Genomic DNA, 25,751 nt, shown 5'->3' on the forward strand with positions numbered 1-25,751 from the left:
GCCTGGCCGGCCAGGGTGTAGGTCAGGGTGTCGCCGTCGATGTCGGTTCCGGTCAGGGTGCCGGTGATGGCGGTGTCCTCGTTGCCCGATCCGGTCAGACCCGTTGTGGCGGTGGGGGCGTCGTTGACGCCCGTGACGGTGACGGTGACGGTGATCGGGGTGGAGGTGGCGGTGCCGTCGGTGACGGTGTAGGTGAAGGTGTCGGGGCCGTTGTAGTTGGTGTTGGGTGTGTAGGTCCAGGTGCCGTCGGGGTTGACGGTGGCGGTGCCGTTGGTGGCGCCGGTGCCCAGGGTGTAGCTCAGGGTGTCACCGTCGGCGTCCACACCGGTGAACCGGCCGCCGGTGGTGCCGTCTTCGAGCACCGTGACGACAGAATCGGTACCCGTCGGCGTGCTGTTGACCGCGTTGACGGTGATGATGACGGTGACCGGCACCGAGCGCAGATGTCCGTCCGACACCGAGAAGGTGAAGCTGTCGGTACCGGCGTAGTTCACCGCCGGGGTGTAGGTCCAGGTGCCGTCGGCGGCGACGGTGACCGTGCCGTGGGCCGGCTTGGACCTGACAGTGAACGTGAGGTTGCTGCTGTCGATATCGGTTCCGGTCAGGGTGCCGGTGATGGCGCTGCCTTCGTCGCCCGATCCGGTCAAACCTGTTGTGCCGACCGGTGCGTCATTGATGGGCGTGACGGTCACGTTGACGGTGACGGGGTCGGAGGTGGCACCAGCTCCGTCGGTGATGGTGTAGGTGAACGAATCCACCCCGTGGTAATTGGCGGCCGGGGTGTAGGTCCACGTGCCGTCGGCGTTGACGGTGGCGGTGCCGTGCGAGGCCCCACTGCCGATCGCATAGGTCAGGCCCGAGGCCGGCGTCTCCTTGTCGGAACCGGTGAACTTCCCGCCGATCTTGGCGGTGTCCTCGACCGCGGTGACGTTCGCGTCGGCGCCGGTCGGGGCGCTGTTCGCCGATGCCACGGTGATCGTGACGGTGGCCGGGGTCGCCCGCAACTTCCCGTCGAACACGGTGTAGGTGAACGAGTCCGCGCCGGTGTAGTCGGGATCCGGGGTGTAGGTCCAGGTGCCGTCTGCACCGACGGTGACGGTGCCGTGTGAGGCCCCGGTGCCCAGGGCATAGGTGAGCCCGCCATCGGGGGTGTCGATATCGGTGCCGGTGAGGGTGCCGCCGAACGTGGTGTTCTCATCGCCGGTTGCGGTCAGACCGGTGGTGCGGACGGGGGCGTCGTTGACCGGGGTGACGGTGATGGTCACGGTGACCGGATCGGACTCGGCACCGGCCGAATCGGTGATGGTGTAGGTGAAGGAATCGGTGCCGTCGTAATCCGGATCCGGGGTGTAGGTCCACGTACCGTTCGCCGAAACCGTGGCGGTGCCGTGGCCGGCGTTGCCGGCGAGGGTGTACGTCAAACCTGACGCCGGGGTTTCGACATCGGTGCCGGTGAGGGTGCCGCCGGTCGGGACGTCCTCGACTGCGGTGACGGCCGAGTCGCTGCCCACGGGTGCGCTGTTGACCGGGGTGACGGTGATGTTGACCGTCACCGGGGTGGATGTCAGCTTGCCGTCGGACACGGTGTAGGTGAACGAGTCCGATCCGGAGAAGTTGGCCGCCGGCGTGTAGGTCCAGGCGCCCGTCGTGGCGTTCACGGTGACCGTGCCGTGGGCGGCCTGGCCCTTGACCTTGTAGGTGAGGGTGGTGCTGTCGACGTCGGTGCCGCTCAGCGTCCCGGTGATGGTGCTGCCCTCGGCGCCCGAGCCCGTCAGACCGCCGGTGCCCACGGGTGCATCGTTGACCGCGGTGAGGCGGAGGGTGACGGTGACCGGATCGGAGACGTTGACGCCGTCGGAAATGGTGTAGGTGAAGCTGTCGGTCCCATTGAAATTGTGGTTCGGGGCGTAGGTCCACGTGCCGTCACCGTTGACGGTGACACTGCCGTTGGCCGCCTGACCCTGCAGGACGTATGTCAGGTCCGCGGCGTCGGTGTCGGCATCGGTGCCGGTGAGTTGGCCACCGATCTTGGTGGAGTCCTCGATGCCGGCGACCGTCGAGTCGCTGCCCGTCGGCGCCGCACTGCCGGCACCGGCAGAGGTGGTCGTCATGGCCGTCAGCGGCATGACCGGGTCCTCGACCGCGGCCGAGTCGCCGACCTCGGTCGGCGTCAGTTCTGCCGCCGACGAGTCGAGCTCGCCCGAGGTCGTCGGATCGAGGATGAGGGCGTTGTCCTGAAGGTCGGCGTCGGCGTCGCGAATGGCCGCGCGGGACAGTTCACGTCGGGTCCAGGCCAGCAGGGACAAGACCAGCAGGGACTCGACGGGTTCGGCCGGACCTGGGTTGGCCGACGGTGCCGTGCGGGAGCTGATGGTTTCACCGGCGACCGCCACCGCGTCATCGGCGCTGCCGATGACGGCTTGCGCCGCATCGACCGCGGGTGTCCAGCTCATGGTGATGGCATCGGATGTATCGGCCGACGCCGGGGTCGGTGCCGCGGGTGCGGTCAGCTCGCCGGCACTGTCGGGGAGGGTGGCCGTCGTGGTCGGTTCCGGCGCCGGAGCCGCCGGATCCTCCACAGTTGCTGCGGCATTGCGTGACCGGGTCTTGCGTGCGGACGACGGCGTAATCCGTACCGGCTCGGAGATTGCTGCGGCGGTGTCGCCGGCGTCGTCGTCGGAGGTCTGGGAGCTCTCGGTGTCGTCGTCCTCGGTGGCGGCGGTCTCGCCGGCATCCTTGGTTGTCGCGTCGGCATCGTCGGGTGACGAGTGGCTGGTCGAGTCGGTTTCGGCCGAATTCGCGCTCGGCGATGCCGAATTCGGTTCCGAGCCCGATGTGTCGGATTGTGATCCGGTGTTGGCACCGGGGCCGTCATCGGTGCCGTTGGAGGCGCCGTCCTCGGCGTGCGCGATGCCCACGCCGAGGCCGGTGCTGGCGGCGAATCCGATGCCGAGCGCCACCGCGAGCGCACCGACCCGGCCGATCGGGATCCCGGACGCGGTAAGGGCCGGGATCGGCATCTCGAACGTCGGCTGACGCGACGGGCTGTTGCGTGCGCGACGATGCCGTGCCTTGCCCTGGCCATGCTTGTGGGATGCGTGTTGTGGCATCGTGTGCTCCCCCGACTTCAAGCCGCCGTGACGGTTGCGGCGCGATACGCATGGCTCCTACGTGACGTCCATGCGGCAGCGCTAGGCAAACCGTGGCGCAGCGCCGGTGGGGTCAAAAGACCTGCCGGATACTGATCTTGAGCATGCCTGATACGTGCAGCAAAAATATACAACATCGTTAATTGCAAAGTGCTCGACTTTGCGAGCAAATTTACGAAACCGTCAGCCAAGGAACGAAGAATCGGCCGGTTCCGGGCCGTCAGAGACCGCCGAGGGCGCTCAGATTGCCTGACAGTTCGGGCACCAGAAGCGGATCCGGTCGCCGCTGTCGTCCCGCTCGATCGGGGTGCCGCAACGCCGGCACGGCTCACCGGCCCGGCCGTAGACCCAGAACTGCTCACCGCGGCGCGTGTTGCCGGTGATGATCCGATTCGACCGGTTCCGGTTCAGCCACAACATGTCCCGGGCCCGCTGCACCATGCGCAGCGGGTCGGCCAGCGTCCCGACCGGCGCATCGGGTGCCCGGCCTAGCACGAAACACAGTTCATTGGCGTAGACATTGCCCACCCCGGCCATCACCCGCTGGTCCAGCAGCGCGTCGGCCAGCTCGCGGTCGGGATCGGCGACCAGGTTTGCCCTGGCGACCTGGGGATCCCAATCCGGCCCCAACAGGTCGGGGCCGAGGTGGGCGACGGCAACCTGGTCGACTCGGCGTTCCAACACCTCCAGCACGCCGAGGTCGACACCGTAGGCCACGGTCTCGGCGGTGCCCAGCACGATACGGATCCGGTGCTGCGGTCCCCGGAACGATCCGATGACCCAGCTGCCGTCCATCTTGAGATGCGAGTGGATGCTGGCCTCGCCGACCCGGATGAACAGGTGCTTGCCGCGACTGAGCACCTCGTCGACCACCTGACCGGTCAGATCCACCGCCGCATACTTCGGCACGCGGATATCGCAGCGGGTCAGGGTGCGACCCACCAGTGCCTCCCGCAACTTCGTGGCGGCGCGGTAGACGGTGTCACCCTCGGGCATGTCTCCATTGTGGCGGCTACCGCAACCGTAGACCCCGCGGTGTGCGGCTGAAACCGGCGGCCAGCAGCGTTTCCTGCACCGTCGCGCGGGCCTCGTCGGAGGCCGCCTCCAGCACGTTGACACCGTTGATCCGTTCGACCAGCAGTGACGGCACCCGCCCGGCACCCACCAGACCCGCCAGCGCGCCGGCGGCGGCGTGCTGGGCCTCGGGGTCCGCGCCGAAACTCAACAGCGATCGGCCACCGCGTTCCAGGAACCACACCAGCACACCGTCGACGAGCACCACCAGCGCCCCGGCCTTGCGGCCCGGCCGGTGTGTCATCTCGGTGTCGTCGGGCCAGGGCAGCGCCATGCCATACGGGTTGGCCGGGTCGGTGGCGGCCAGCGCGACGGCGTGGAACTCCGGCCGTTGCGGATCGACACCGTCGAGATAGGAGCGCAACCGGTCGACGGTCGAGGCGGCGGCGAACTGCGCCCCGCCGAGCGACTCGACGAAGTACCCGCGCTGACAGCGGCCGGCGTCCTCGAACGCGGTCAGCACCTTGTAGAGCATCGCGAAACCGCCCGGAACGCCGTCGGCGGCGCCGCGGGTCAGCACGCCGTAGCGGTTCAGCAGCAGTTCGGCCTGGAAATGTGCCCGCACCGTGGAATCCGGTGTGGCCGTGGGAAGCGCGGACCAGCGCCCGGCGACCGTCGGATCGGCGCGCTGCTGGCCCTGGGTGAGGCTGTACCGGCTCAACCGCGGTGGACGTTGACGCTGCCGGTGCGCGGGGGCACCGCTTCGGCGCGGACCCGAGAGCACCGCCCGCATCGGGGCGAACGTGTCGCCGGTGACCCAACCGGCCCAGATCAGATCCCACAGCGCGGTCTTGAGGTCCTCCCCGGCGGAACCGTCGGCCAGTTGACGGAAGAAGAACGCCCCGCCGTGACCGAGGGATTCGAGGATTGCGCGGTGCTTGTCGGTGAAGTCGATATCGACCGGCGCGGACAACGTCAGCGGTGCGGACTCGCTGAGATGGAAGGCGATCCAGCCGTCACCGGTGCCGATCTGGCCGGCGCCGGACCAGGTGACCTCGCCGGAGGCGAGCAGCTCGTCGAGCATCGCGGGCTGATAGTCGGCGACCCGCTGACCGAAGACCAGTGACTCCACCGCCGATGCCGGCAGCGGGTGCCCGGCCAACTGCTCGATCACCGCGGCCAGTCCGTCGATCCCGCGCACCTGATCGGTGCCCAGATGTTGCCAGGCCGGCAGGAACCGCCCGTAGGCGGCGGTGCTGACCGGTTCGACCGCGGCCCGAAGCGCCGCCAGCGACCGCCGGCGCAGGATCTTCAGAACCGTTGCATCACACCACTGTTCGGAAGAACTCGGGGTGGCGGTGAACTCGCCGCGGATCAGCCGGCCGTCGGCGGCGAGCCGTCCGAGCACATCGGAGGTGACCCGCAGCCCGAGCCCGAATCGGGCCGCTGCGTCATCGGTGCTGAACGGGCCGTGCGTACGTGCGTAGCGGCCGAGCAGGTCGGCCAACGGGTCGGCCACCGACTCGGTCAGACTGACCGGGACCCACACCGGGACCGCGACCCCGACACCGTCGCGCAGCAATCCGACGTCCTCGACGGCGACCCACCAGGTGGCACCGGCGTAGGAGACCGTGAGAGCGCGGCGGGCCTCCCGCAGGCCTTCCAACCAACCACCGATATCGGCGGTGGTGGCGCGCTCGGCGATCTCCTCCTGGGTCAGGGGCCCGAGCAGGCGCAGCAGGTCGGCCACACCCTCGGCGTCGCGGGCGGCGCGGTCGGGTTCCAGATGCTGCAACTGGCGCGCGGTGGCGACCACCACGTCGGGATCGAGCAGGTCGTGCAGTTCCACCCGGCCCAGTAGTTCGGCCAGTAGCACGGTGTCCAGCGACAGCGCCGCGGCCCGTCGCTCGGCCAGTGGGCTGTCGCCCTCGTACATGAAGGCGCCGACATAGCCGAACAGCGCCGCCGCAGCGAACGGCGACGGTGTGGCGGTCTCGACCTCCAGCATCCGTACCCGCCGCTGCGCGACCTGGGCCATCAGTTCGGTCAGCGCCGGCACGTCATAGACATCCTGCAGGCACTCCCGGACGGCCTCCAGCACGATCGGGAACTCCGGATACTTGCGCGCGACATCGAGCAGCTGCGACGCCCGTTGGCGCTGATGCCACAGCGGGGAACGCTTGCCGGGATGGCGACGCGGCAGCAGCAGGGCGCGGGCGGCACACTCGCGGAAGCGGGAGGCGAACAGCGCCGAGCCACCCACCTCGGCGGTGACGATGGCATCGAGTTCGTCGGCCTCGAACACGAAAAGGTCTGCGCCGGGCGGCTCGTCGCCACCGTCGGGCAGTCGCACGATGATCCCGTCGTCGGAGGCGGTGGGTTTCTCGTCGATGCCGTACCGCTCGCGCAGTCGCCGCCCGACGGCCAATGCCAGCGGCCCGTGCACCCGCAGGCCGTACGGCGAGTGCAGGATGACCCGCCAGTCACCGAGTTCGTCGTGGAAGCGTTCCACCACCAGGGTGGTGTCGCTGGGCACCGCGCCGGTGGCCTGGCGCTGTTCGTCGATCAGCTGCCACAGGTTGTCGGTGGCATAGTCGTCGAAACCGACGTCCGCGCAGCGCTGTCGGAATGCGTCGGTGTCCAGGCGGGCGAGCTCGCCGGTGAACGCACCCACCGCGGCCCCCAGTTCGGCGGGCCGGCCCACGCTGTCACCGCGCCAGAACGGCAGCCGGGCCGGCAATCCCGGCGCGGGTATGACCAGCACCCGGTCATGGGTGATCTCGGTGATACGCCAACTGGTGGCGCCCAGTGAGATGACATCACCCGGCCGCGACTCGTAAACCATCTCCTCATCGAGTTCGCCCACCCGCGAAGGCTTTTCGTCCTCAGAGGCCAGATACACGGTGAACATCCCGCGATCGGGGATGGCGCCGCCGGAGGTGACCGCCAGACGTTGTGCGCCCGGGCGGGCGGTCAGGGTGCCGGCGTCACGGTCGTAGACCAGCCGCGGTCGCAACTCGGCGAACTCGGTGGACGGGTACTTCCCGGACAACAGGTCCAACGTCGCTTCGAACGCGGTGCGGGGCAACGTCGCGAACGGTGCGCTGCGCCGCACGGCGTCGAACCAGGCATCGACGTCCAGCGGCTCCAGCGCGGCAGCGGCCACGGTGTGCTGGGCCAGCACGTCCAGTGGGTTGGCGGGCACACGCATGGTTTCGATCTGCCCGGCGCGCATGCGTTGCACGGTGACCGCGCAGTCGATCAGGTCGGTGCGGTGTTTCGGGAACAGCACGCCCTGGGAGATCTCACCGACCTGGTGTCCGGCGCGGCCGATGCGTTGCAGGCCGCTGGCCACCGACGGCGGGGCCGATACCTGGATCACCAGATCGACTGCGCCCATGTCGATGCCCAGTTCCAGGCTGGAGGTCGCGACGACGGCCTTGAGACGACCGCTCTTCAGATCGTCCTCGACCAGCGCGCGCTGCTCCTTGCTGACCGATCCGTGGTGGGCCTTGGCCAATTCGGTGGGGGCGCCGAAACTCTGCCCGCTGGCCATCACATGGGCCGGCGCGCCACCGGCGACCTTCGTGTTGGCCGAATCGGGCAGCTCGACACCGGTGCGTTCGGCGTGGATCTCGTTGAGCCGTGAGGTCAATCGCTCGGCCAGCCGACGCGAGTTGGCGAACACGATCGAGGATCGGTGGGTCTCGATCAGGTCCACGATGCGCTGTTCGACATCCGGCCAGATGGAACCCTCGGCCAGGTTGGTCATATCCGGGACCGGCACCTGGACCTGTAGTTCGAAGGTCTTGTCCGCGGGCGGGGACACGATCGTCGCGGACCGTCCGGTGAGGAAGCGCGCGACTTCCTCGGCCGGGCGCACCGTGGCCGACAGGCCGATCCGTTGCGCCGGCCGGTCCAGCAGCGCGTCCAGCCGCTCCAGCGAGACGGCCAGGTGCGCACCGCGTTTGGTCGCCGCGACGGCATGTACCTCGTCGATGATCACCGTTCTCACGCCGGCCAACGTGTCACGGGCGGACGACGTCAGCATCAAGAAAAGCGATTCGGGGGTGGTGATCAGGATGTCGGGCGGGCGGGTGATCAGATCGCGGCGCTGCTTGGGTGTGGTGTCCCCGGACCGCACGCCGACCGTGATGGCGGGAGCGGGCACGCCGAGCCGCTCGGCGACACGGGTCAGCCCGGTCAGCGGTGTGCGCAGGTTGCGTTCGACGTCCACGGCCAGCGCCTTGAGAGGCGAGACGTAGAGGACCCGGGTGCCCGGGGTCTCCGACGGGGATCGGGCCAGGTCGTCGATGGCCCACAGGAACGCCGCCAGGGTCTTGCCCGAACCGGTGGGGGCGACCACCAGGGTGTCACTGCCCTCGGCGATGGCGGCCCAGGCCTGCGCCTGCGCGGCGGTCGGTGCGGGGAACGTCGCGCCGAACCAGTCCCGGGTCAGTGTGCTGAACCGGGCCAGGGGATCTTCGGCGGCCATGCGACCATAGTGCCCCGACCCACCGACAAGTAATCCTGCCGGCGGGTAAACCCCTGTACAGCGCGGGTATCCGGGAATATGATCTTGAGTACGTGCAGGCGGTCGGCACCGTCTGCCCGTGGTTCCGGTCGCGGGGTACCGGGACCGGCTCGCCGTGACTCGATCGCGGCGTGTTGGAGGAGGGCCTGATGAGGGTTCTGAACATTGTCACCGTTCCCGCTCTGGTCATCGCCGGACTCACTGTTGCTCCCGAGGCCGCCGCGGACTGCACCAGCTCCGGGGGTACGACGATCTGTTCACAGGGTGAGGTTCGTGGGTCGGATACCGGCAACGGGCCGAGCGGTTCGTCGGGACCGTATGTGCCCTACGCGTGTGGTGACGACTGGTACACCTGCGACAACTACTACTGGGGTATCGATGTCGACCTCAACCCGGACTTCGACAGACCGGGCAGGCCCCAGATCGGTGGGCCGGGAGGACCGGGTGGCCCGGACATCGGTCGAGGTGGCGGTCGCGGAGGTGGCCGCAGATGACGATCCGAACGAGGAGAGCGACATGCTGTTGACGTGGAACCCGGCGCGGCGGATCGCTGTCGCGGCCTGCGGCGCATTGGCCGTAGGGTTGGCGCCCGCCGGCCCGGCGTGGTCGGAACCGCCGCCCCCGAACTGCACCGCGGCCGATCTCACCGGGATTCTGGCCGGGGTGTCGGCGGCGACATCGGCCTATCTGTTCACCCATCCGCCGGTCAACGATTTCTTCACGTCGCTGGGTGGCAAGCCTCGGGAGGAGCGCCGCGCCGCGATTGAGCAGTTCATGACGGCCAACCCGCAGGTGCGCGACGAGCTGCGGGCGATCCGTCAGCCCGCCAAGGACTTCCGCGACCGCTGCGGCGGCTAGCGACGTTCGACCGAGACGGCATCGTAAAGCTCGGCCGGGATCCCGGGGACCCGGCCGAGGGCGTCGAGCAGACTGTGCGCGCACGCGTCGGCGACGAACCCGGCATCCAGCGTCGGGTCCAGCACGCGCTGGCGGCACAGTTCGAAGGTGAAGGCCAACCAGCCGTACACGATCACCCGCAGCCGCCGGATCGTCGCCGCCGGCACCTTCTGGCCGGCCGCGATGTGCACGGCATCGATGATCCGGTCGGCCTGTTTGTCGTTGGCGATCTGGTCGATACCGTGTAGCACGGGATCGGCCCGCCCCATCCCCATATAGGCCGCCCAGGCGCCGTGCGGATGCTGCTCGTCGTAGTGCAGGTAGGCGGTGACGCCGGCCCGGATCTGCTGGAACAGGCTCTGTTCGGGATCCAGCGGCGCATCGGTGGCCTCGAACAATCGCTCGCCCTCGGCCTGGACCACGGCCGCGAAGAAGGCCCGCTTGTCGGGGAAGTAGTGGTACATCAGGGCTCGGGAGATACCGGCCCGTTCGGCGATCTCGTCGATGCGGACCTGGTCGTAGGGCCGCTGGCCGAACACCTCGGCGCCCAGGCTCAACAGCTCGTGGCGGCGGTCATCGGGGGAGAGGCGTCGCCGGGATGCGCCCATGCGGGGAGCCTAACGGGCCCGGATCCGGTGGCCGGCCCAGGGTCAGGAGGCGACGCGGAATGCCTTGACGACCTTCGTCGGTGTGACACGCACGACCAGCTCGCCGGGCACCCCGTTGCGCCGGCCGTATTCCTCGGCGCGATCGGCGCCCATGTACCGGCCGCCGGCCCGCACGGCCACCGACCGCACCTCGTCGAGATCATCGGACACCGCGACCGTGCCCTGGATCTGCACGAAGGAGAACGGCGGATGCGGATCATCGACGCAGACAACAACTCTCGGGTCACGAGCGAAGGCACGCGCCTTGGCCGACCCGGAGTCGGTGTTGAACACCAGATCGTTTCCGTCGACCACGAACCACACCGGAACCACCAGCGGCCGCCCGTCGGCAGCGGTGTATCCCAACATCCCGGTGCGGGTTCCGGTCATCAGGAAGTCGATGACGTCCGGGTCGAGTGTCGCCATGGTCGTGAGTCCTCTCGTTATCCGGCAGTATCTTTCGCGCCGTCCCGCAGCGCCCGCTGGTACCGGCGCATCCCGGTGATCCAGCGGTCGTAATCGGCACCCTTGCCGCGGTACATGTCCAGCACGCCGGGGTGCGGCAACACCAGGAACCGATCGGCTCGCACCCCCTCGAGTGTTTCGGCGGCGACGTCCTCGGCCGACAACACCGCACCGGCGGCGGTGATCGAGGCCGCCGCGACCCGTGCGGTGGCGTCCGGGGAATCGGTGATGGCGTCCAGCAGCGGGGTGGCCACCCCCATGGGGCAGACGCAGGTCACGCCGATCCCGTTGTCGCCGTGCGTGATCGCCAACCACTCGGCGAACCCGACGGCCGCATGCTTGCTGACGGCGTAGCCCGCCGCGCCTATCTGGGTCAGCAGGCCTGCCGCGGATGCGACCGCCACGAAATATCCGCTTCCGCGCGCCGTCCATTCCGGCAGCAGCGCCTCGGCGGCCCGGATGTGCCCACGCAGGTTCACCGCCAGCACCCGGTCCCAGTCGGCGTCGGCACCGAGTTCGGGTGCCCCGATGATGCCGGCATTGGCGACATAGATGTCGACGGGGCCGAAGGCGGTTCGCGCCGCGTCCAGCAGCGCCGCGATCCCGTCGGTCGACGCCGCGTCGGCGCCCACCCCCACCGCGCGATCGCCGATGCCGGTCGCGGTCTGCGTCGCCGCCTGCGTGTCGATGTCCCCGGCCACCACGGACGCTCCGGCCGCGGCGAACGCCTCGGCCAGCGCCCGGCCGATACCCGAACCCGCCCCGGTGATCACGACGACCTTGCCTTCGATCTGCATGGTTCGTGTCTACCAGTGGTCAGCGCACCTGTTCGCGCAACTCCCGCTTGAGTACCTTGCCGTAGCTGTTCTTGGGCAAGTCCTCGACGTAGACGTAGCGCTTGGGCCGCTTGAACCGGGCGATCCGGTCCAGCAGGTGTGCGTCGAGGTCGGTCTTTGCGGCGGTGCCGACGATGAAGGCCACCACCACCTCACCCCACTCCTCGTCGGGTGCGCCGACGACACAGGCCTCCTGCACGCCGGGGTGCTCGATGAGCACCTCTTCTACCTCGCGCGGATAGATGTTGCTGCCGCCGCTGATCACCACGTCCTTCGAACGATCGCGCAGCGTCAGGAACCCGCGGCCGTCGAACGAACCCATATCGCCGGTGTGCAACCATCCGCCGACCAGCGTGGCCGCCGTCGCGGTGGGATTGTTCCAGTATCCGGACATGACAACATCACCGCGGCAGACGATCTCACCGACATCGCCCATTGCGGCGGGGCGGCCGTCGGCGTCGAGCACCGCGACCTCGACACCGGAGCGCGGATATCCGACCGAGCCCAGCACGGCATCCGGTGCTGCCTCGTGATCGGCCCTGCGCAACCCGGTGATGGTCATCGGCGCCTCACCCTGCCCGTACAGTTGGACGAAGACCGGTCCGAACGCCGCCATCGCCTTCTTCAGGCTGTCGACGTACATCGGACCGCCGCCGTACACGACGGTCCGCAGGTTCGCCGGCCGCGCCCGGCCGGTGCCGACCAACCGTGCCACCATGGTCGGCGCCAAGAAGCAACTCACCCCCGGATGGTGCGCGCACAGATCGAGGAACTCCTCGGGTTCGAATCCGGCCGATGCGGGGATCACCTGGCGCGCCCCACGCAACACATAGGGCGCGATGTACAGACCCGACCCGTGCGACATCGGCGCTCCGTGCAGGAGGCTGCAGTTCTCGTCGGGGGAGTCGAAGTCGGCCAGGTGCGACACCGTCATCGCCATCAGGTTGCGGTGGCTGAGCATCGCGCCCTTGGACCGCCCGGTGGTACCGCTGGTGTAGAACAGCCAAGCCAGCGCCTCGGGGTCGGTGTCGGCCGGCGTTACAGCGGCGGACTTGAGGCGGTCGGCATAGGCGGTGGAGTCGACGGATTCCACCGGGACCTCGGTGGCGCCGGCAAGTGCACCGGCGATCTTGGGGGAGGCAAAAACGACTGCGGCACCGCAGTCTTGGAGGATCTGGGCCGTCTCGCGTGGGTGGAGCTTGAAGTTGATCGGCACCACCGCGCAGCCGGCCGCCCACACCGCGAACATCAATTCGATGATCTCGGGCCGATTCTCGGATGCGATCGCGATCCGCGCGCCGGTGTCATGATCGGCTCGGATCGAGGCGGCCAGCCGCAGCGCCCGGTCGCGCAGCTGCGCCCAGGTGTGCAGTTCGGCGGTGCCGAGATACACCGCGCCGCGATCGCCGAATCGCGCTGCGGTTTGTTCCAACAGCGAGAACAGGTTCACCGGGCGATCCACTCGGAGGTCAGGGCGAACTCCGACAGGTACTTCGTCGAACTCCACCCACCGTCGACCACGATGGTCTGCCCGTTGATGAACGCTCCGCCGGGGGAGCACAGGAATGCCACGGTGGCGGCGATATCGTCGACGGTTCCGAGGCGGGTGTGCGGTGTCATCTCGGTCTGCATCTTGCGAAACCCGGGGTCGTCGAGGCGGGTGGCCACCATCGGCGTCAGCGTGACCCCGGGCGCGACGGCGTTGCACCTGATGCCCTGGGCGCCATACTGACAGGCGATATGGCCCGTCAAGGCCGTCAGACCGCCCTTGGCGGCCGAATAGGCGCCGCCGCGCAATCCGCCCACCACCGCGAACGTAGACGTCACGTTGATGATCGCCGATCCGGATGGCATGTGGGCGATGACATCGCGGGCCAGTCGGAACGGGGCACGCAGCATCAATCCCAGGAAGTAGTCCAGGGATTCGTCGTCGGTCTCATGCAGCGGCTTCGGGCTGCCGACCCCGGCGTTGTTGATCAGGAAGTCGATGTGCCCCCACCGCGACACCGCGGCCTCGACGATGCGGGCCGGCGCATCGTCGGCCGTCAGGTCGACGGCCAGGGTCGCGACGCGTTCGGGATCCCCGATCGCCCGCTCCAGATCGGCCAGGCGCTGCGCATCGCGGCCGGCACCCAGCACCGCCATGCCTGCGGCGGCAAGAGTGGTGGCACAACCGAATCCGATACCGCTGCTGGCACCCGTGACGATCGCTACCTGCATGTCAGTGCGGCTCCTTGGTAAGTACTGCTCGGATCTGATGTTTGAGGACCTTGCCGGCGTCGTTCTTGGGTAACGCATCCCAGATCGCCACCTGCTCGGGTCTCTTGAACCCGGCCAACCCGTGACCATCGAGCAGCGCGGCCAGATCCGCGACACTCGGCGGGGTCTCGGCGGCGGGAACGATCACCGCGCAGGCTCGTTCGCCGGTGCGGCTGTCGGGTACGCCGACGACGGCGATCTCGGCGATGCCCGGGTGGCCGATGAGGACGTCCTCGATCTCCTTGGGCGAGATGTTCTCACCGTTGCGGATGATGATGTCCTTGGCGCGTCCGGTGACCACCAGATGGCCGTCGTCGGTGAACCGACCCAGGTCGCCGGTGCGGAAATAGCCGTCCGCGTCGAAGGCCGACGCGGTGTCGTCGTCGTGCAGGTAGCCGACGAACATCTGCGGACCGCGTACCCGGATTTCGCCGTCGCACAGCACGATATCGGCGATACCGGCCCGGCCGTCGGTATCGGCGGCCCGGCGTGGGTCATCCGGGGAACCGACGGTGGACACCGGTACCTCGGTCGATCCGTACACCCGGGTGACGATCGCCTTCTCGAAGAAGTCGGCTGCTCTGCTGATCAACGACGGCGGAACCGACGCGCCGCCACAGATGAACACCTTCAGATCGGGCAGTGTGCTGTCGGCGCGCTCGGCGGCAGCCAGCAGGCCCTCCAGGAACGGGGTGGCCCCGGCCATGTGTGTGCACCGATACCGCTGCATCAGGGCGACGGCGGTATCGGCATCCCACTGCGGCATCAGGACAGCCGTGCAACCCAGCAACAGCGGGCATTCGAAGGCGTAGATCGATCCGCCGATATGCGCGATCGGGGACGGCACCAGGAACGTGTCGCCGGGCTCGACGCGCCAGTGCTCACCGAGCTGTCGGATCAACGCGTGGATCGATTCATGGCTGTGCAGAACACCTTTGGGACGCCCGGTGGTGCCGGAGGTGTACATGATCATGTGCACCTGTGCGGGATCCACCTCGCGCGGCGCCGCGGGTTCACCGGTCAGCAGCTCGCGCAGTGGTGTGTGGCCGTCACCGCGGACCACCACGACCTCGGGTGGGGATGTCATGTCCTCGGTGATCCGGCGCAGCATGGCGGCGTGATCGTGCCCGCGGAACTGCTCGGGGATGAAGATCATCCGGACATCCGCGTCGGCCAGGATGAACCGCAGCTCGCTGTCGCGCAGCGACGGCAGCACGGGATTGACCACCATGCCCGACATCGTCGCCGCCAGGTAGACGACGGCGGCCTCATGCCAGTTCGGGAGCATGAAGGTGACGACGCTGCCGGCCGGCATGCGTGCGGACATCGCCGCGGCCAACGCGCCTGCCTGCCGGTGCAGCGTCGCGGCGTCGAGTGCGATATCGCCGTCGACGATGAGGATCCGTTCGGGACAGGTGCGCGACGCCTCGACGAGCGCATCGGCAAGGGTGCTCACGGCGTGCCCTTGACCCGCCGCATGGTCATCGAGTGCCGGTAGTGCTGTGCCGGATGCGTGTTCACGGTCACCTGGGCGATCTCGCCGTCGGAGGTGGTGTAGGTGCGCTGCATCTGTAACGCCGGTGTGCCGACCGCGACCCGGAACAGCGCACCGAGATCGGCGTCGACCAGAACCGCCAAGATCTCCTGGTGCACCTCGACGATGCTGACGCCGTAGAGGTCCTCGATGAGTGGGAAGATCGGACCAGAATGCCGCTGCAACATTCTGCCGATCGCGGCGAAGGCGCGGTTGATGTAGTACTCGGTGCGACAGATGGGTGCCTGTGCGTCGGCATCCTGTCGGTACCCGTGCACGGCGAGCCACTGCTGTCCGATGGTGAGTCCGGTGCGCTCGGCCAGGTCGGCGTCGATGGTGACCATGGCATTCGACTCGATCTCCATCCGTGCGCCGGCCGCGAACGCGAGCAGATCATCGATCGACATCACGTCCTGGGCATAGGAACTCGTCGACGGCCGCGGTACCACCAGCGTGCCGGCACGCGGGCGGGAGGACACCAGGTTGTCATCGCGCAGCCGCCGTAGCGCCTCTCGGACGGTGTAGCGGCTGACGGCGAAACGTTCGCACAGTTCGTGTTCGGTCGGTAGCTGTGATCCCACCGGATACACCCCGTCGACGATTTCCTTGCGCAGCGTCCGTGCCACCTGCAGGTAGCGGTGCTCGGTGGCATCGGCGATGCGGGGCGTCATGTGCGTCGCAGCGTCCACACGCTGCCCTCGCCGTCGGCCGAAAGGTACAGGGTGCCATCGGGTCCGGCAGCAATACCGGCGAACGGTCCCTGCGGTCCGGAGAACGGCGGCATACCGCGCAGCGGTTTCGGGGTCACACCCGGTGGTGCTCCGACCGGCAGTCCCGCGGCCACCGTCTCGCGAACACCGGTCGACAGATCCACCGCGATGACGGCCTTGGTGCCGGCATCGACGATGTAGAGCACGGTGTCGCGAACCGCGATTCCCTGCGGTGTCACCAGATCGTCGACCACGACGTCGGTCCCCGATGGCGTCACCCGCAGCACCGCGCCCAGCACCGACACCAGCAGATGGCCGTCGATGTCGACGGCCAATCCGACCGGTGTGTCCAACCCTTCGGCGAGCGTCTCGGTGGCGGTCTCGCGGATCGCCAGCACCCGGCCGGTGCCCTGTTCGACGACCACCGGCGTGCCGTCTGGCAGCACCGCCACGCCGTACAACTGGTCCAGACCGTCGGCGAGATAACCGGTTTCGTTGTCGGCCGGGCGATAGCGCGCGACCTGCCCGCCCGAGGTGGTCACCATGAACTCACCGGGACCGATGGGTGTCAATCCGCGCACGAAGCCCGGATAGCCTGGGCTGAAGAGCATCCCGACGGTATCCAGCGAGCCGTCGGCGCGCACCCGGTACAGGTAGGTGCCATCGGCGACATGCACCATTCCATCGGCGCCGACCGCGATGTCCAGCGGCCAGTTCAGGCCGCCGGGCAGCACATCGCGGGTGGTGCCGTCGGAGTCGATCTCGGTGATCGAGCCGGTGAAGTTCGACACGAACAATCTGCCGTCGACGAACGCGCAATTGTCCAGTCCCGGAGTCAGTGTCGCCACGGTGCGAGTGTCGCCGGTGCGTGGATCGATGCGCAGGACCTGGCCCGTGGCCACCTGGGTGGACACCATCGTGCCGTCGGTGTCGAACTTCACCGAGTCCGGCACCCCGAGGTCACCGGCGACGACCTCGGGCTCACCGCCGGCGGGATCGACCCGCCAGATCTGGTTGGCATTCATCACCGGGAAGTACAGGAGACCGTCGGGCCCGAATTCCATGGCGTTCGGCGACGGCAGATCGGACAGGATCTGACGCGGCCGGCCGCCGGCGAGGTCCATCTCGAACAGGCGCCCACCCTCCCGGCATTCGTTGACGAACAACCTGCCCTGATGCACGGTGATGCCGTTGGCGGACGGGAGGTCGTCACACAGCACCCGTGTCGAACCCGATGTGTCACGGACGCTGACGCGACCGTCCATCACCTCGGTGGCGAACAGGGAACCGTCGTCACCGAAGGCGAGATCATCCGGGGCGATGATGTCGCCGCCCTTGGCGCTGACGGTTTGCAACTCGCCGGTGACGATGTCCAGCGCACTGATCTGGCTGCCCGTCACCTGCGCGATGTACAGCCTGCCGTCCGGGCCGGTGCGCAGGCCATTGGCGCCGAACAACCGGCTGGGGGCCGTGGCCCGCGTGAGCACCCAGCCCGCGGCGGCCTCCGGGGATGACGCGACCGGGTAACGGCCGGTCTGCAGGACTGTCATGGGCGCGACGTTAGCAAGGCCGAGCTAGTCCAGACAATAGTCGTCTTCGCGGCTGCAATCGGCCTTGACGGGCGCATAACCGCTGCGGAATAGTATTCTTCAATAGGTAGAAGGGCATATCTTGTACGGACAATTGAGCAGGACGGGCGAGTGTGGGCCTGCCCCGGAAAGTGGGCCATGGGCGACCTACTGACACTCGACGGACGCATCGTCGTGGTGTCCGGTGCCGGCGGGGGCGGCATCGGGACCACCGTCACGCGGTTGGCGGCGCAGGCGGGCGCCACGGTGATCGCGGTGAGTCGGTCGCGGGACAATCTGGACACCCATGTGGCCCCCTTGGCCGAAGCGGGTCTGGCGGTGGTGCCGGTGGCCGCCGACGCGGCCACCGACGAGGGCATCACCACCGTGCTCGCCGCCGCGCGCAAGGCCGACGGCGCGCTGTACGGGCTGGTCAACATCGCCGGTGGCGCGGCGCCTGCCACCTGGATGCCCGCCACCCGGGTTTCGCGCGCGGATTGGCGAGACCTGTTCACCGCCAACCTGGAAACCATGTTCTTCATGAGTCAGGCGGTTGCCGCCGAGATCCGCGCCCAGGGCAATCCGGGCTCGATCGTGTCGGTGTCCTCGATCAGCGGTATGAACAGCGCGCCCTATCACGTCGCGTACGGCACCGCGAAAGCCGCGATCGTCGCCGCGACCCGCACCCTGGCGGTGGAACTGGCCGCCGACGGCATCCGGGTCAATGCCGTCGCCCCCGGGGTCACCGAGACCGCGGCCTCGGCCACCTACGTCGACGACGACCCGGAACGGGACCGGACCGCAATCGCCATGGGGCGCCGCGGCACTCCCGTCGAACAGGCCGGCGCCATCCTGTTCCTGCTGTCGGATCTGGCCGGTTATGTGACCGGCCAGACTTTGTTGGTGGACGGTGGGCTGAACCTGAAATGGACCCATCTCGGTGCCGACAACACGTCGTTGTTCCTGAAGGACGAGAACTTCCGCCAAGCGATCAGTCGGATCTGAAAGGACAAGCCCATGACGCATACCGAATCCGACCTCGACGCAGCCATCGAGATCGATGCCGACCCCGATGACTCCACCGGGGTCATCGCCGAGGACCTGTCACAGCCGATGACGATCCCGGTGGATGCCTACATCTCGCCGGAGTACGCGCGCAATGAGCGAGATCGCTTGTGGCGCAAGGTGTGGCAGCAGGTGGGGCGCGTCGAGGAGATCCCGGAGGTCGGCAGCTACCTCACCTACGACATCCTCGACGACTCGATCATCGTGGTGCGCACCGGACCGGGCGATTCGGATTTCGTCGCCCATCACAACGTCTGCATGCACCGCGGGCGCAGATTGATCGACAAGCCGGACGGCGCCAAGAACGCCGTCGGCAAGGCGCGTAAGTCCTTCGTGTGCGGGTTCCACGGCTGGACCTACGGTTTGGACGGGGCGTGCACCCACATCCGCGAACAGGACGACTGGCAGGGCAAGTTGACCCCGGCCGCCACGCACCTGGCACCCGTGCGGGTCGACACGTGGGGCGGATGGCTCTTCGTCAACATGGATCCCGAGGCCGAATCACTGGCCGACTATCTGTTCCCGGCCTCGAAGATCCTGGACCCCTTCGGGCTGGAGAACATGCGCTACAAGTGGCGCAAATGGCTGTATTTCGACTGCAATTGGAAGGTCGCGATGGAGGCCTTCAACGAGACCTACCACGTGTTCACCACCCACCCCGAGTTCAACAAGTTCGGCGAGTTCAAGGGCTGGGCCAAGGCGCAGGGCAAACACAGCAACATCGGTTACGACGCACCGAAGGGCATGGACGAGACCAAGTCCAAGATCCGCCTCGGCACCGGAGATCCGCGCATCTCGACCGCCGAGATGCAGGTGTACACCATGGAGGAGACCAACGCGACCACCACGCAGACCCTGGTGAACGCGGCCAAGCGTCTGGTCGACGAACTTCCCGAGGGCACCCCGGCCGATCAGGTGCTGGCCCACTGGCTGGCCTCGGCACGACGCGATGACGAGGCGCGCGGGGTGATCTGGCCGACGATCCCGCCGGACATCCTGGGGCAGAGCGGTACGGCGTGGCAGGTCTTCCCGAACTTCCAGATCGGGCAGGGGTTGACCAGCGCGCTGTGTTACTCCGCGCGCCCAGATCCGAGTTACGACCCGAACAAGTGCATCTTCGAGGTCGCCGTCTTCGAGCTCTACCCCAAGGGCGAGGCGCCGAAAACCGAATGGGCTCATACGCCGAAGGATTCGCCGAACTGGCTGTCGGTGCTGCCCCAGGATTTCTCGAACATGGCTGCGGTACAGCAGGGCATGAAGTCGGCCGGATTCCCTGGCACGTTGCCCAATCCGTACCGGGAGCGCAGCACCGTCAACCTGCACCACCAGCTGTCCAAGTACATGGGCAGCGGCGACCCGCGCGACATCTAGCGATTTGCTCAAGGAGACAATTATGAAGGTCAATCTCGGTACCGGTGCGCAGAACTCGCACGACTGGGAACGCGTGATGGCGGGTGACTTCAGCACCCCGCCGGCGACGCCGGACTACAAGTGCGTGCAGGCCGCGCTGGCGCTGGGTGATCTGGCCGAGCCGCTGGGCTTCGACGGGATCTGGTTCCCCGAGCACCAGGGCACCCCATACGGCATGACCCCCAACCCGATCCAGGCGCTGACCTACTTCGCCGGCCGCACCGAACGGGTCAGCCTCGGTACCTTCGTCGCGGTCGCGCCGTGGTGGAATCCGGTGCGGCTGGCCCACCAGATCGCCTACCTCGACATCGTTTCGAACGGTCGCTACAACACCATCGGCATCGGTCGTGGGGTGTCCAAGAGCGAATTCGACGCCGTCGGCGTGCCCCGCGAGCAGAGCCGGCAGCGGTTCAACGAGACGCTCGACATCCTGGAACTGGCCTTCTCCGGCAAGCGGTTCTCCTACGACGGTGAGATCTTCACGTTCCCGGAGATGTCGCTGCGGCCCGAACCGATCAGCACGGACCTGTTCTCGCGCATCTTCAGCTCGTCCTCGACCGCCGAGTCGCTGGAGATCCTGTCCCGACGCGGCATGGTGCCGCTGTTCGTCGGTAACAAGCCGATCTGGGATGCCGGTGAGGAGGTCCGCAAGGTCAACACCTTCCGGGCCGAGGAGGGATTCGAGCCCTGTCAGCCCAAGAACGTGATGTTCATGTACTGCACGGCCAAGGAGGACGACACCCTGGCGGCGCTGACCGAGCAGTGGATCTGGACGGCGAATCGCGACGTGAACGTCCACTACGGATTCGCCGACGCCTCGAACTTCCGCGGCGTCAAGGGATACGAGGCATACGCGGCGCGGGAGGCGACCGCCACCGCGGTGCTGGCCTCGCAGGTCGGTGACCAGAAGAAGGGCGGCCCGCCCGGATACCACGCCTCCAACCTGCTGATCGGCACGCCGGAGGTGGTTTTCGAGAAGCTCAAGGCCGCCCAGGAGGCGTGTTCGTTCTCCGAGGTGACCATCGTCCCGCAGTTCGGCACGATGCCCTATGAGGACGCCATGGAGAGTACGAAGCTGTTCGCTCGGGAGGTGCTGCCTGCCGTGCACGAGATGGCGGCCCCGCTGCATCCCGCTGCGATGCCGGAGAGCGCCACCGTATGACCCAGATCGACTGCGGGCCCAGCGAAACCCCCACCGATATCGATATCCCGGCGCTGCAGGAGAAGTACGCGGCCGAGCGGGCGAAGCGGCTGCGGCCCGAGGGTGGTGACCAATACCTCGAACTGGAAGGCGATTACGCCGAGTTCTACGAGGTGGACCCCTACACGCAGCGGGTTGCCCGCGACCCGATCGTCGAAGACGTCGACGTGGTGATCCTCGGCGGCGGGTTCGCCGGATTGCTGGCCGGCGCCCATCTGAAGAAGGCCGGCGTGGACGGTATCCGCGTCATCGAGATGGCCGGCGACTTCGGCGGGGTGTGGTACTGGAACCGATTCCCCGGAATCCAGTGTGACAACGACGCCTACTGCTATATCCCGCTGCTCGAAGAACTCGACTTCATGCCCAGTAAGAAGTTCGCCGACGGCGCCGAGATCTTCCAGCACTGCCGCAATATCGGCAAGCATTTCGGTCTATACGACGGCGCGCTGTTCTCCACCCAGGTGCGTCGACTCCGGTGGCAGGATGACGCGCAACGCTGGCGTATCGACACCGACCGCGGGGATGAGATCCGGGCCCGGTTCGTCGTCATGGCGCAGGGCTCCTACAACCGGCCCAAGCTGCCCGGGATCCCCGGGATCAAGGAATTCACAGGTCACGTCTTCCATTCGGCACGTTGGGATTACGACTACACCGGTGGAAGCGCCGACGGAGGGCTCGACAAGCTCGCCGACAAGCGCGTCGCTCTGGTGGGCACCGGTGCCACCGGCATCCAGCTCGTGCCGCATCTGGGCCGCGATGCTCAGCAGCTGTTCGTGTTCCAGCGCACCCCGTCTTCGGTCGATGCGCGCAGCAACACCCCGACCGACCCGGACTGGGCGGCCTCGCTGCAACCGGGCTGGCAGGAGGAGCGCAAACGAAACTTCCACAACTGGTCACCCTTCGTCGGCGTGGTGTTCGGCGAACCGGATCTGGTGTGCGACTTCTGGACCGAACTCGGGCGCAACCTGACCGCGCGGATCGCCGGCAGTGAAGATCCGGCGTCGGTGGGCATCGAGCAGATCATGGCGTTCCGTGAAGAAGAGGACTACAAGATCATGGAGCGGCTGCGCCGCCGCGTCGCCGAGATCGTCGAGGATCCCACGACCGCCGAGGCGCTCAAACCGTATTACCGGTTCATGTGTAAGAGACCGACGTCCAGCGAGCACTACCTGGCGACCTTCAACCGGCCCAACGTGACATTGGTCGACGTGTCGGCGTCCAAGGGTGTGGAACGGCTCACCGCCAACGGTATCGTCGCCGACGGCGTCGAGTACGAGGTGGACTGCGTGATCTTCGCCAGCGGCTTCGAGATCTCCACCGAGATCCACCGCCGCTTCGCGATCGACGAGATCAGCGGCCGCGACGGGCTGTCGCTGTTCGAGTATTGGCGCAATGACTACAAGACCCTGCACGGTATGACCAGCCGCGGGTTCCCGAACCAATTCTTCATGGGCTTCATCCAGGGTGGCGTCTCGGCCAACACCACGGCGATGTTCGAACAGCAGGCCAAACACATTGCCTACATCATCGCCGAGGCGCAGAGCCGAGGTGCTGTGTCGGTGGAGCCCAGCCAGGAGGGCCAGGACGGATGGGTATCGACCGTGCGCGAGCTCTCGATCGACAACTCGGCCTTCGAACTGTCCTGCACGCCCGGTTATTACAACAACGAGGGTCGCGGTGGTGCGGTGCGCAACGGCGCCTTCCTCGGTGAGTTCTATTCGCCGGGCTTCTACGCGTTCGACGACCTGATCGCCCAGTGGCGCGCCGACGGCGATCTCGCGGGGTTGGAGCTGCGGTGACCCTGCGCTTCGACGACCGCGTCGCCGTCATCACCGGCGGCGGCCGAGGCCTGGGTCGCGAGTACGCCCTGCTGCTGGCATCGCGCGGGGCGATGGTCGTCGTCAACGATCCCGGTGGCAGCCTCACCGGGGACGGATCCGATGCCGCCCCCGCACAACAGGTGGCCGACGAGATCGTCGCCGCCGGGGGAGCGGCCGTCGCCAACACCGATTCGGTGGCGACACCTGAGGGCGGCCAAGCGATCATCGACGCCGCGGTCACGAGTTTCGGACGGATCGACATCCTGATCCACAACGCCGGCACCGTCCGTCGTGGATCGCTTCGGGACCTGAGCCATGAGGACTTCGACGCCGTGGTTGACGTGCATCTGCGCGGTGGATTCCATGTCGTGCGACCGGCATTCCCGCTGATGTGTGACCAGGGGTATGGCCGCATCGTGCTGACATCGTCGATCGGCGGACTGTACGGCAACCACAATGTGGCCAATTACGGTGTCGCCAAGGCCGGGCTCGTCGGCTTGTCCAACGTGGCCGCGCTGGAGGGCGCCGAGCACAACGTCACGTGCAATGTCATCGTGCCCAGTGCGGTCACCCGGATGGCCGAGGGCATCGACACCTCGGCCTATCCGCCGATGGGGCCCGAACTGGTGGCGCCCACGGCGGCGTGGCTGTCCCACGAGTCCTGTTCGGTGACCGGCGAGATGATGATCGCGATCGGCGGCAGGGTGGCCCGGGCCTTCGTCGCCGAGACGGCAGGGGTGTACCGACCGTCGTGGACCGTCGAGGATGTCGCCGAGCACCTCGATCAGATCCGCGATGACACCGCGCCGCTGGTGTTCGCCCCGGTGCCCGACGGTCACACCGACCACATCAGGTACTCCTTTGCCATGGCAACCCAAGGGGCTCAACATGGCTGAGAGCGCGGGACCATTGGCCGGGGTGCGCGTCATCGATGTCACGGCAGTGGTGATGGGTCCGTATTGCACCCAGATCATGGCCGATATGGGTGCCGACGTCATCAAGATCGAACCGCCCGAAGGTGACATCACCCGCAACGTGGCGGTGGGTCCGTCTGCGGGTATGAACGGCGTCTTCGTCAATGTCAACCGCGGGAAACGCAGTGTCGTACTGGATCTGCGCTCCGAGGAGGGCGCGGCGGCCCTGCGCGCCCTGGTCGCGACCGCCGATGTGTTCATCCACTCCATGCGGGCCAAGGCGATCGCGCGGCTCGGTTTCGACTACGACTCGGTGGCCGCGATCAATCACGGCATCATCTACACCAACTGCTATGGATACAGCAGGCGCGGGCCCGATGCCGACCGCCCCGCGTACGACGACACGATCCAGGCCGAGTGCGGACTGCCCGCCGTGCAGCGTCAACTCACCGGCGACGCAACGTATGTGGCGACGATCATGGCCGACAAGGTCACCGGTCTCACCGCCCTGTACGCCACCATGATGGCGCTGTTCCATCGGGAGCGCACCGGTGAGGGCCAGGAGGTGGAGGTCAGCATGTTCGAGACCATGGCATCCTTCATGCTGGTCGAACATGCCAACGGCGCCATGTTCGACCCTCCGCTCGGGCCGGCGGTGTACCCGCGAACCGTGGCGCCGAACCGGCGGCCATACGCCACCAAGGACGGCCACGTCGCCGCACTGATCTACAACGACAAGCACTGGAATGCGTTCATCGCCGCGGTGCAGCCTCACTGGGCGACACCTGAGTACGCGACGTTGGCGATGCGGGCGAAGCAGATCGACACGGTGTACGGTCTGGTCGCGCAGACGATGCTGGAGCGCACCACCGAAGAGTGGCTGAAGTTGTTCGCGGAGTTGGAGATTCCCGCATCACCGATCAATACCCTCGATGCGTTGTTCGATTCACCCCAGCTCAAGGCCGCCGGCCTGTTCGAGACGGTGCAGACCCCGGACGGCCCGGTGCGGTTTCCCGGGGTGCCGACGTGGTTCTCCCGCACGCCTGGCCGCGTGCGCGGGCCGGCGCCGCTGTTGGGTGCCGATACCGACGCGGTGCTGGCGGAGTTGCAGGCCGACGTTCGGCCGTAGACGCGCAGCTGCGGGTGTCTCGGCGGATCAGATGCGCGTTGGTAACCGGTAAGTGGTTCCGTTGCCAACGCTTCCTGCGCCGGGGCGGGGGCGGGTTGCGTTCGATGGGGCCCTCGCTGTCCAGGAAGGCCACGACGGTGTCGTCATCGACGCTGATGACCGGTACTCGATGAAAAGCGCGCTGTGCATCGACTCTCGCCACACCAGCGTTGCGTCACTGAAGTCCTGATCAGTTTCCGGCAAAAATCGTGTCGGAATTCTGTTGCGCGGTGCTCATGTGATGTATCAGGACATCGGTGACAGTTGATGTATCAGGACATCGGTGACGGTTATCGGGGTTTGGGGCGTGGGCCGCGTGGTTGTCCGTTGCCTACATACTTCACACCGGTTGCGGGTCGGGTGTGTTCGACGAGGACTTCGCCGTCCAGGTCGGTCACGATGACCTTGTCGTCGACGCTGACGACCAAGACTTGCTGGAAGGCGCGTTGTGCGTCGACTCGGTAAGTGACGGAGTCCAAGCCGATGTTGCCTATGGAGCTCACCGTGCGGATGACGGTGTTGGCGGGCAGATCGACGGGTGACGGTGCTTGAGGAAATTG

Annotated in this window: 19 protein-coding genes and 1 pseudogene; 8 read left to right on the plus strand and 12 right to left on the minus strand. The window is 67.4% G+C overall.

The features are described 5' to 3' along the window. From ACWDUN_RS25575 to ACWDUN_RS25585, 3 genes are all read right to left on the minus strand, one after another. Positions 1-3,110, minus strand: a 3,110-nt coding sequence (locus tag ACWDUN_RS25575; RefSeq protein WP_449933069.1) for a tandem-95 repeat protein, incomplete at its 3' end; no start/stop codon positions are given. 279 nt (positions 3,111-3,389) lie between these two features. After that, positions 3,390-4,145 carry an endonuclease VIII Nei2 gene (gene nei2 / locus ACWDUN_RS25580; protein WP_449933071.1) on the minus strand — a complete coding sequence of 252 codons (756 nt, stop codon included), beginning with the start codon at positions 4,143-4,145 and terminating at the stop codon, positions 3,390-3,392. 16 nt (positions 4,146-4,161) lie between these two features. After that, positions 4,162-8,658, minus strand: a complete 4,497-nt coding sequence (locus ACWDUN_RS25585; protein WP_449933072.1) for an ATP-dependent helicase — start codon at positions 8,656-8,658, stop codon at positions 4,162-4,164. A 188-nt stretch (positions 8,659-8,846) separates the two neighbouring features. On the opposite strand from ACWDUN_RS25585, the gene ACWDUN_RS25590 reads away from it, so the two are divergent. Both ACWDUN_RS25590 and ACWDUN_RS25595 read left to right on the plus strand, forming a co-directional pair. After that, positions 8,847-9,191 (plus strand): hypothetical protein, encoded by a 345-nt coding sequence (locus tag ACWDUN_RS25590; RefSeq protein WP_449933074.1) that lies wholly within the window; start codon positions 8,847-8,849, stop codon positions 9,189-9,191. 22 nt (positions 9,192-9,213) lie between these two features. After that, positions 9,214-9,555, plus strand: coding sequence for a heme-binding protein (locus tag ACWDUN_RS25595; RefSeq protein ID WP_449933109.1), 342 nt, complete (start codon positions 9,214-9,216; stop codon positions 9,553-9,555). Here ACWDUN_RS25595 and ACWDUN_RS25600 read toward each other — a convergent pair. Genes ACWDUN_RS25600 through ACWDUN_RS25635 form a run of 8 tightly spaced genes read right to left on the minus strand, consistent with a single transcriptional unit; the run spans position 9,552 to position 17,595 of the window. Beyond that, entirely contained in the window at positions 9,552-10,202 is a 651-nt protein-coding gene (locus ACWDUN_RS25600) for a TetR/AcrR family transcriptional regulator (RefSeq protein WP_449933076.1), read from the minus strand. The two genes, ACWDUN_RS25595 and ACWDUN_RS25600, sit on opposite strands and share 4 nt — an antisense overlap. A 42-nt stretch (positions 10,203-10,244) precedes the next feature. Next, entirely contained in the window at positions 10,245-10,667 is a 423-nt protein-coding gene (locus tag ACWDUN_RS25605) for a PPOX class F420-dependent oxidoreductase (protein WP_449933078.1), read from the minus strand. A gap of 17 nt (positions 10,668-10,684) precedes the next feature. Beyond that, complete coding sequence (locus ACWDUN_RS25610; RefSeq protein WP_449933079.1) at positions 10,685-11,503, minus strand: SDR family oxidoreductase; 819 nt, start codon at positions 11,501-11,503, stop codon at positions 10,685-10,687. Positions 11,504-11,522: 19 nt separating this feature from the next. Then, positions 11,523-12,992 (minus strand): AMP-binding protein, encoded by a 1,470-nt coding sequence (locus ACWDUN_RS25615; RefSeq protein WP_449933081.1) that lies wholly within the window; start codon positions 12,990-12,992, stop codon positions 11,523-11,525. Beyond that, positions 12,989-13,762, minus strand: a complete 774-nt coding sequence (locus ACWDUN_RS25620; RefSeq protein WP_449933082.1) for an SDR family NAD(P)-dependent oxidoreductase — start codon at positions 13,760-13,762, stop codon at positions 12,989-12,991. The genes ACWDUN_RS25615 and ACWDUN_RS25620 overlap by 4 nt, the downstream gene beginning before the upstream one ends. 1 nt (position 13,763) lies before the next feature. Continuing rightward, complete coding sequence (locus ACWDUN_RS25625) at positions 13,764-15,257, minus strand: AMP-binding protein (RefSeq protein WP_449933084.1); 1,494 nt, start codon at positions 15,255-15,257, stop codon at positions 13,764-13,766. After that, positions 15,254-16,006, minus strand: a complete 753-nt coding sequence (locus ACWDUN_RS25630; RefSeq protein ID WP_449933086.1) for a GntR family transcriptional regulator — start codon at positions 16,004-16,006, stop codon at positions 15,254-15,256. Before ACWDUN_RS25630 ends, ACWDUN_RS25625 begins: the two co-directional genes overlap by 4 nt. Then, complete coding sequence (locus ACWDUN_RS25635; RefSeq protein ID WP_449933088.1) at positions 16,003-17,595, minus strand: SMP-30/gluconolactonase/LRE family protein; 1,593 nt, start codon at positions 17,593-17,595, stop codon at positions 16,003-16,005. The genes ACWDUN_RS25630 and ACWDUN_RS25635 overlap by 4 nt, the downstream gene beginning before the upstream one ends. Before the next feature lie 177 nt (positions 17,596-17,772). On the opposite strand from ACWDUN_RS25635, the gene ACWDUN_RS25640 reads away from it, so the two are divergent. From ACWDUN_RS25640 to ACWDUN_RS25665, 6 genes are read left to right on the plus strand one after another with little or no spacing between them, the layout of a single operon-like run. Continuing rightward, on the plus strand, positions 17,773-18,618 hold the full coding sequence (locus tag ACWDUN_RS25640; protein WP_449933090.1) for an SDR family NAD(P)-dependent oxidoreductase: 846 nt from the start codon (positions 17,773-17,775) through the stop codon (positions 18,616-18,618). A 12-nt stretch (positions 18,619-18,630) separates the two neighbouring features. After that, entirely contained in the window at positions 18,631-20,049 is a 1,419-nt protein-coding gene (locus ACWDUN_RS25645) for an aromatic ring-hydroxylating oxygenase subunit alpha (RefSeq protein WP_449933092.1), read from the plus strand. 22 nt (positions 20,050-20,071) lie between these two features. After that, complete coding sequence (locus ACWDUN_RS25650; RefSeq protein ID WP_449933094.1) at positions 20,072-21,250, plus strand: LLM class flavin-dependent oxidoreductase; 1,179 nt, start codon at positions 20,072-20,074, stop codon at positions 21,248-21,250. After that, a complete protein-coding gene (locus tag ACWDUN_RS25655) occupies positions 21,247-23,088 on the plus strand; it encodes a flavin-containing monooxygenase (RefSeq protein ID WP_449933096.1) in 1,842 nt (613 codons plus the stop codon). Before ACWDUN_RS25650 ends, ACWDUN_RS25655 begins: the two co-directional genes overlap by 4 nt. Beyond that, complete coding sequence (locus ACWDUN_RS25660) at positions 23,085-24,005, plus strand: SDR family NAD(P)-dependent oxidoreductase (RefSeq protein WP_449933098.1); 921 nt, start codon at positions 23,085-23,087, stop codon at positions 24,003-24,005. The genes ACWDUN_RS25655 and ACWDUN_RS25660 overlap by 4 nt, the downstream gene beginning before the upstream one ends. Next, positions 23,998-25,152, plus strand: a complete 1,155-nt coding sequence (locus tag ACWDUN_RS25665; RefSeq protein ID WP_449933100.1) for a CaiB/BaiF CoA transferase family protein — start codon at positions 23,998-24,000, stop codon at positions 25,150-25,152. Before ACWDUN_RS25660 ends, ACWDUN_RS25665 begins: the two co-directional genes overlap by 8 nt. Positions 25,153-25,481: 329 nt before the next feature. On the opposite strand, the pseudogene ACWDUN_RS25670 reads toward ACWDUN_RS25665, so the two are convergent. Then, a pseudogene (locus ACWDUN_RS25670) lies at positions 25,482-25,751 on the minus strand (IS481 family transposase); the annotation flags it as partial.

Source organism: Mycobacterium sp. NPDC003323 (assembly GCF_053589535.1).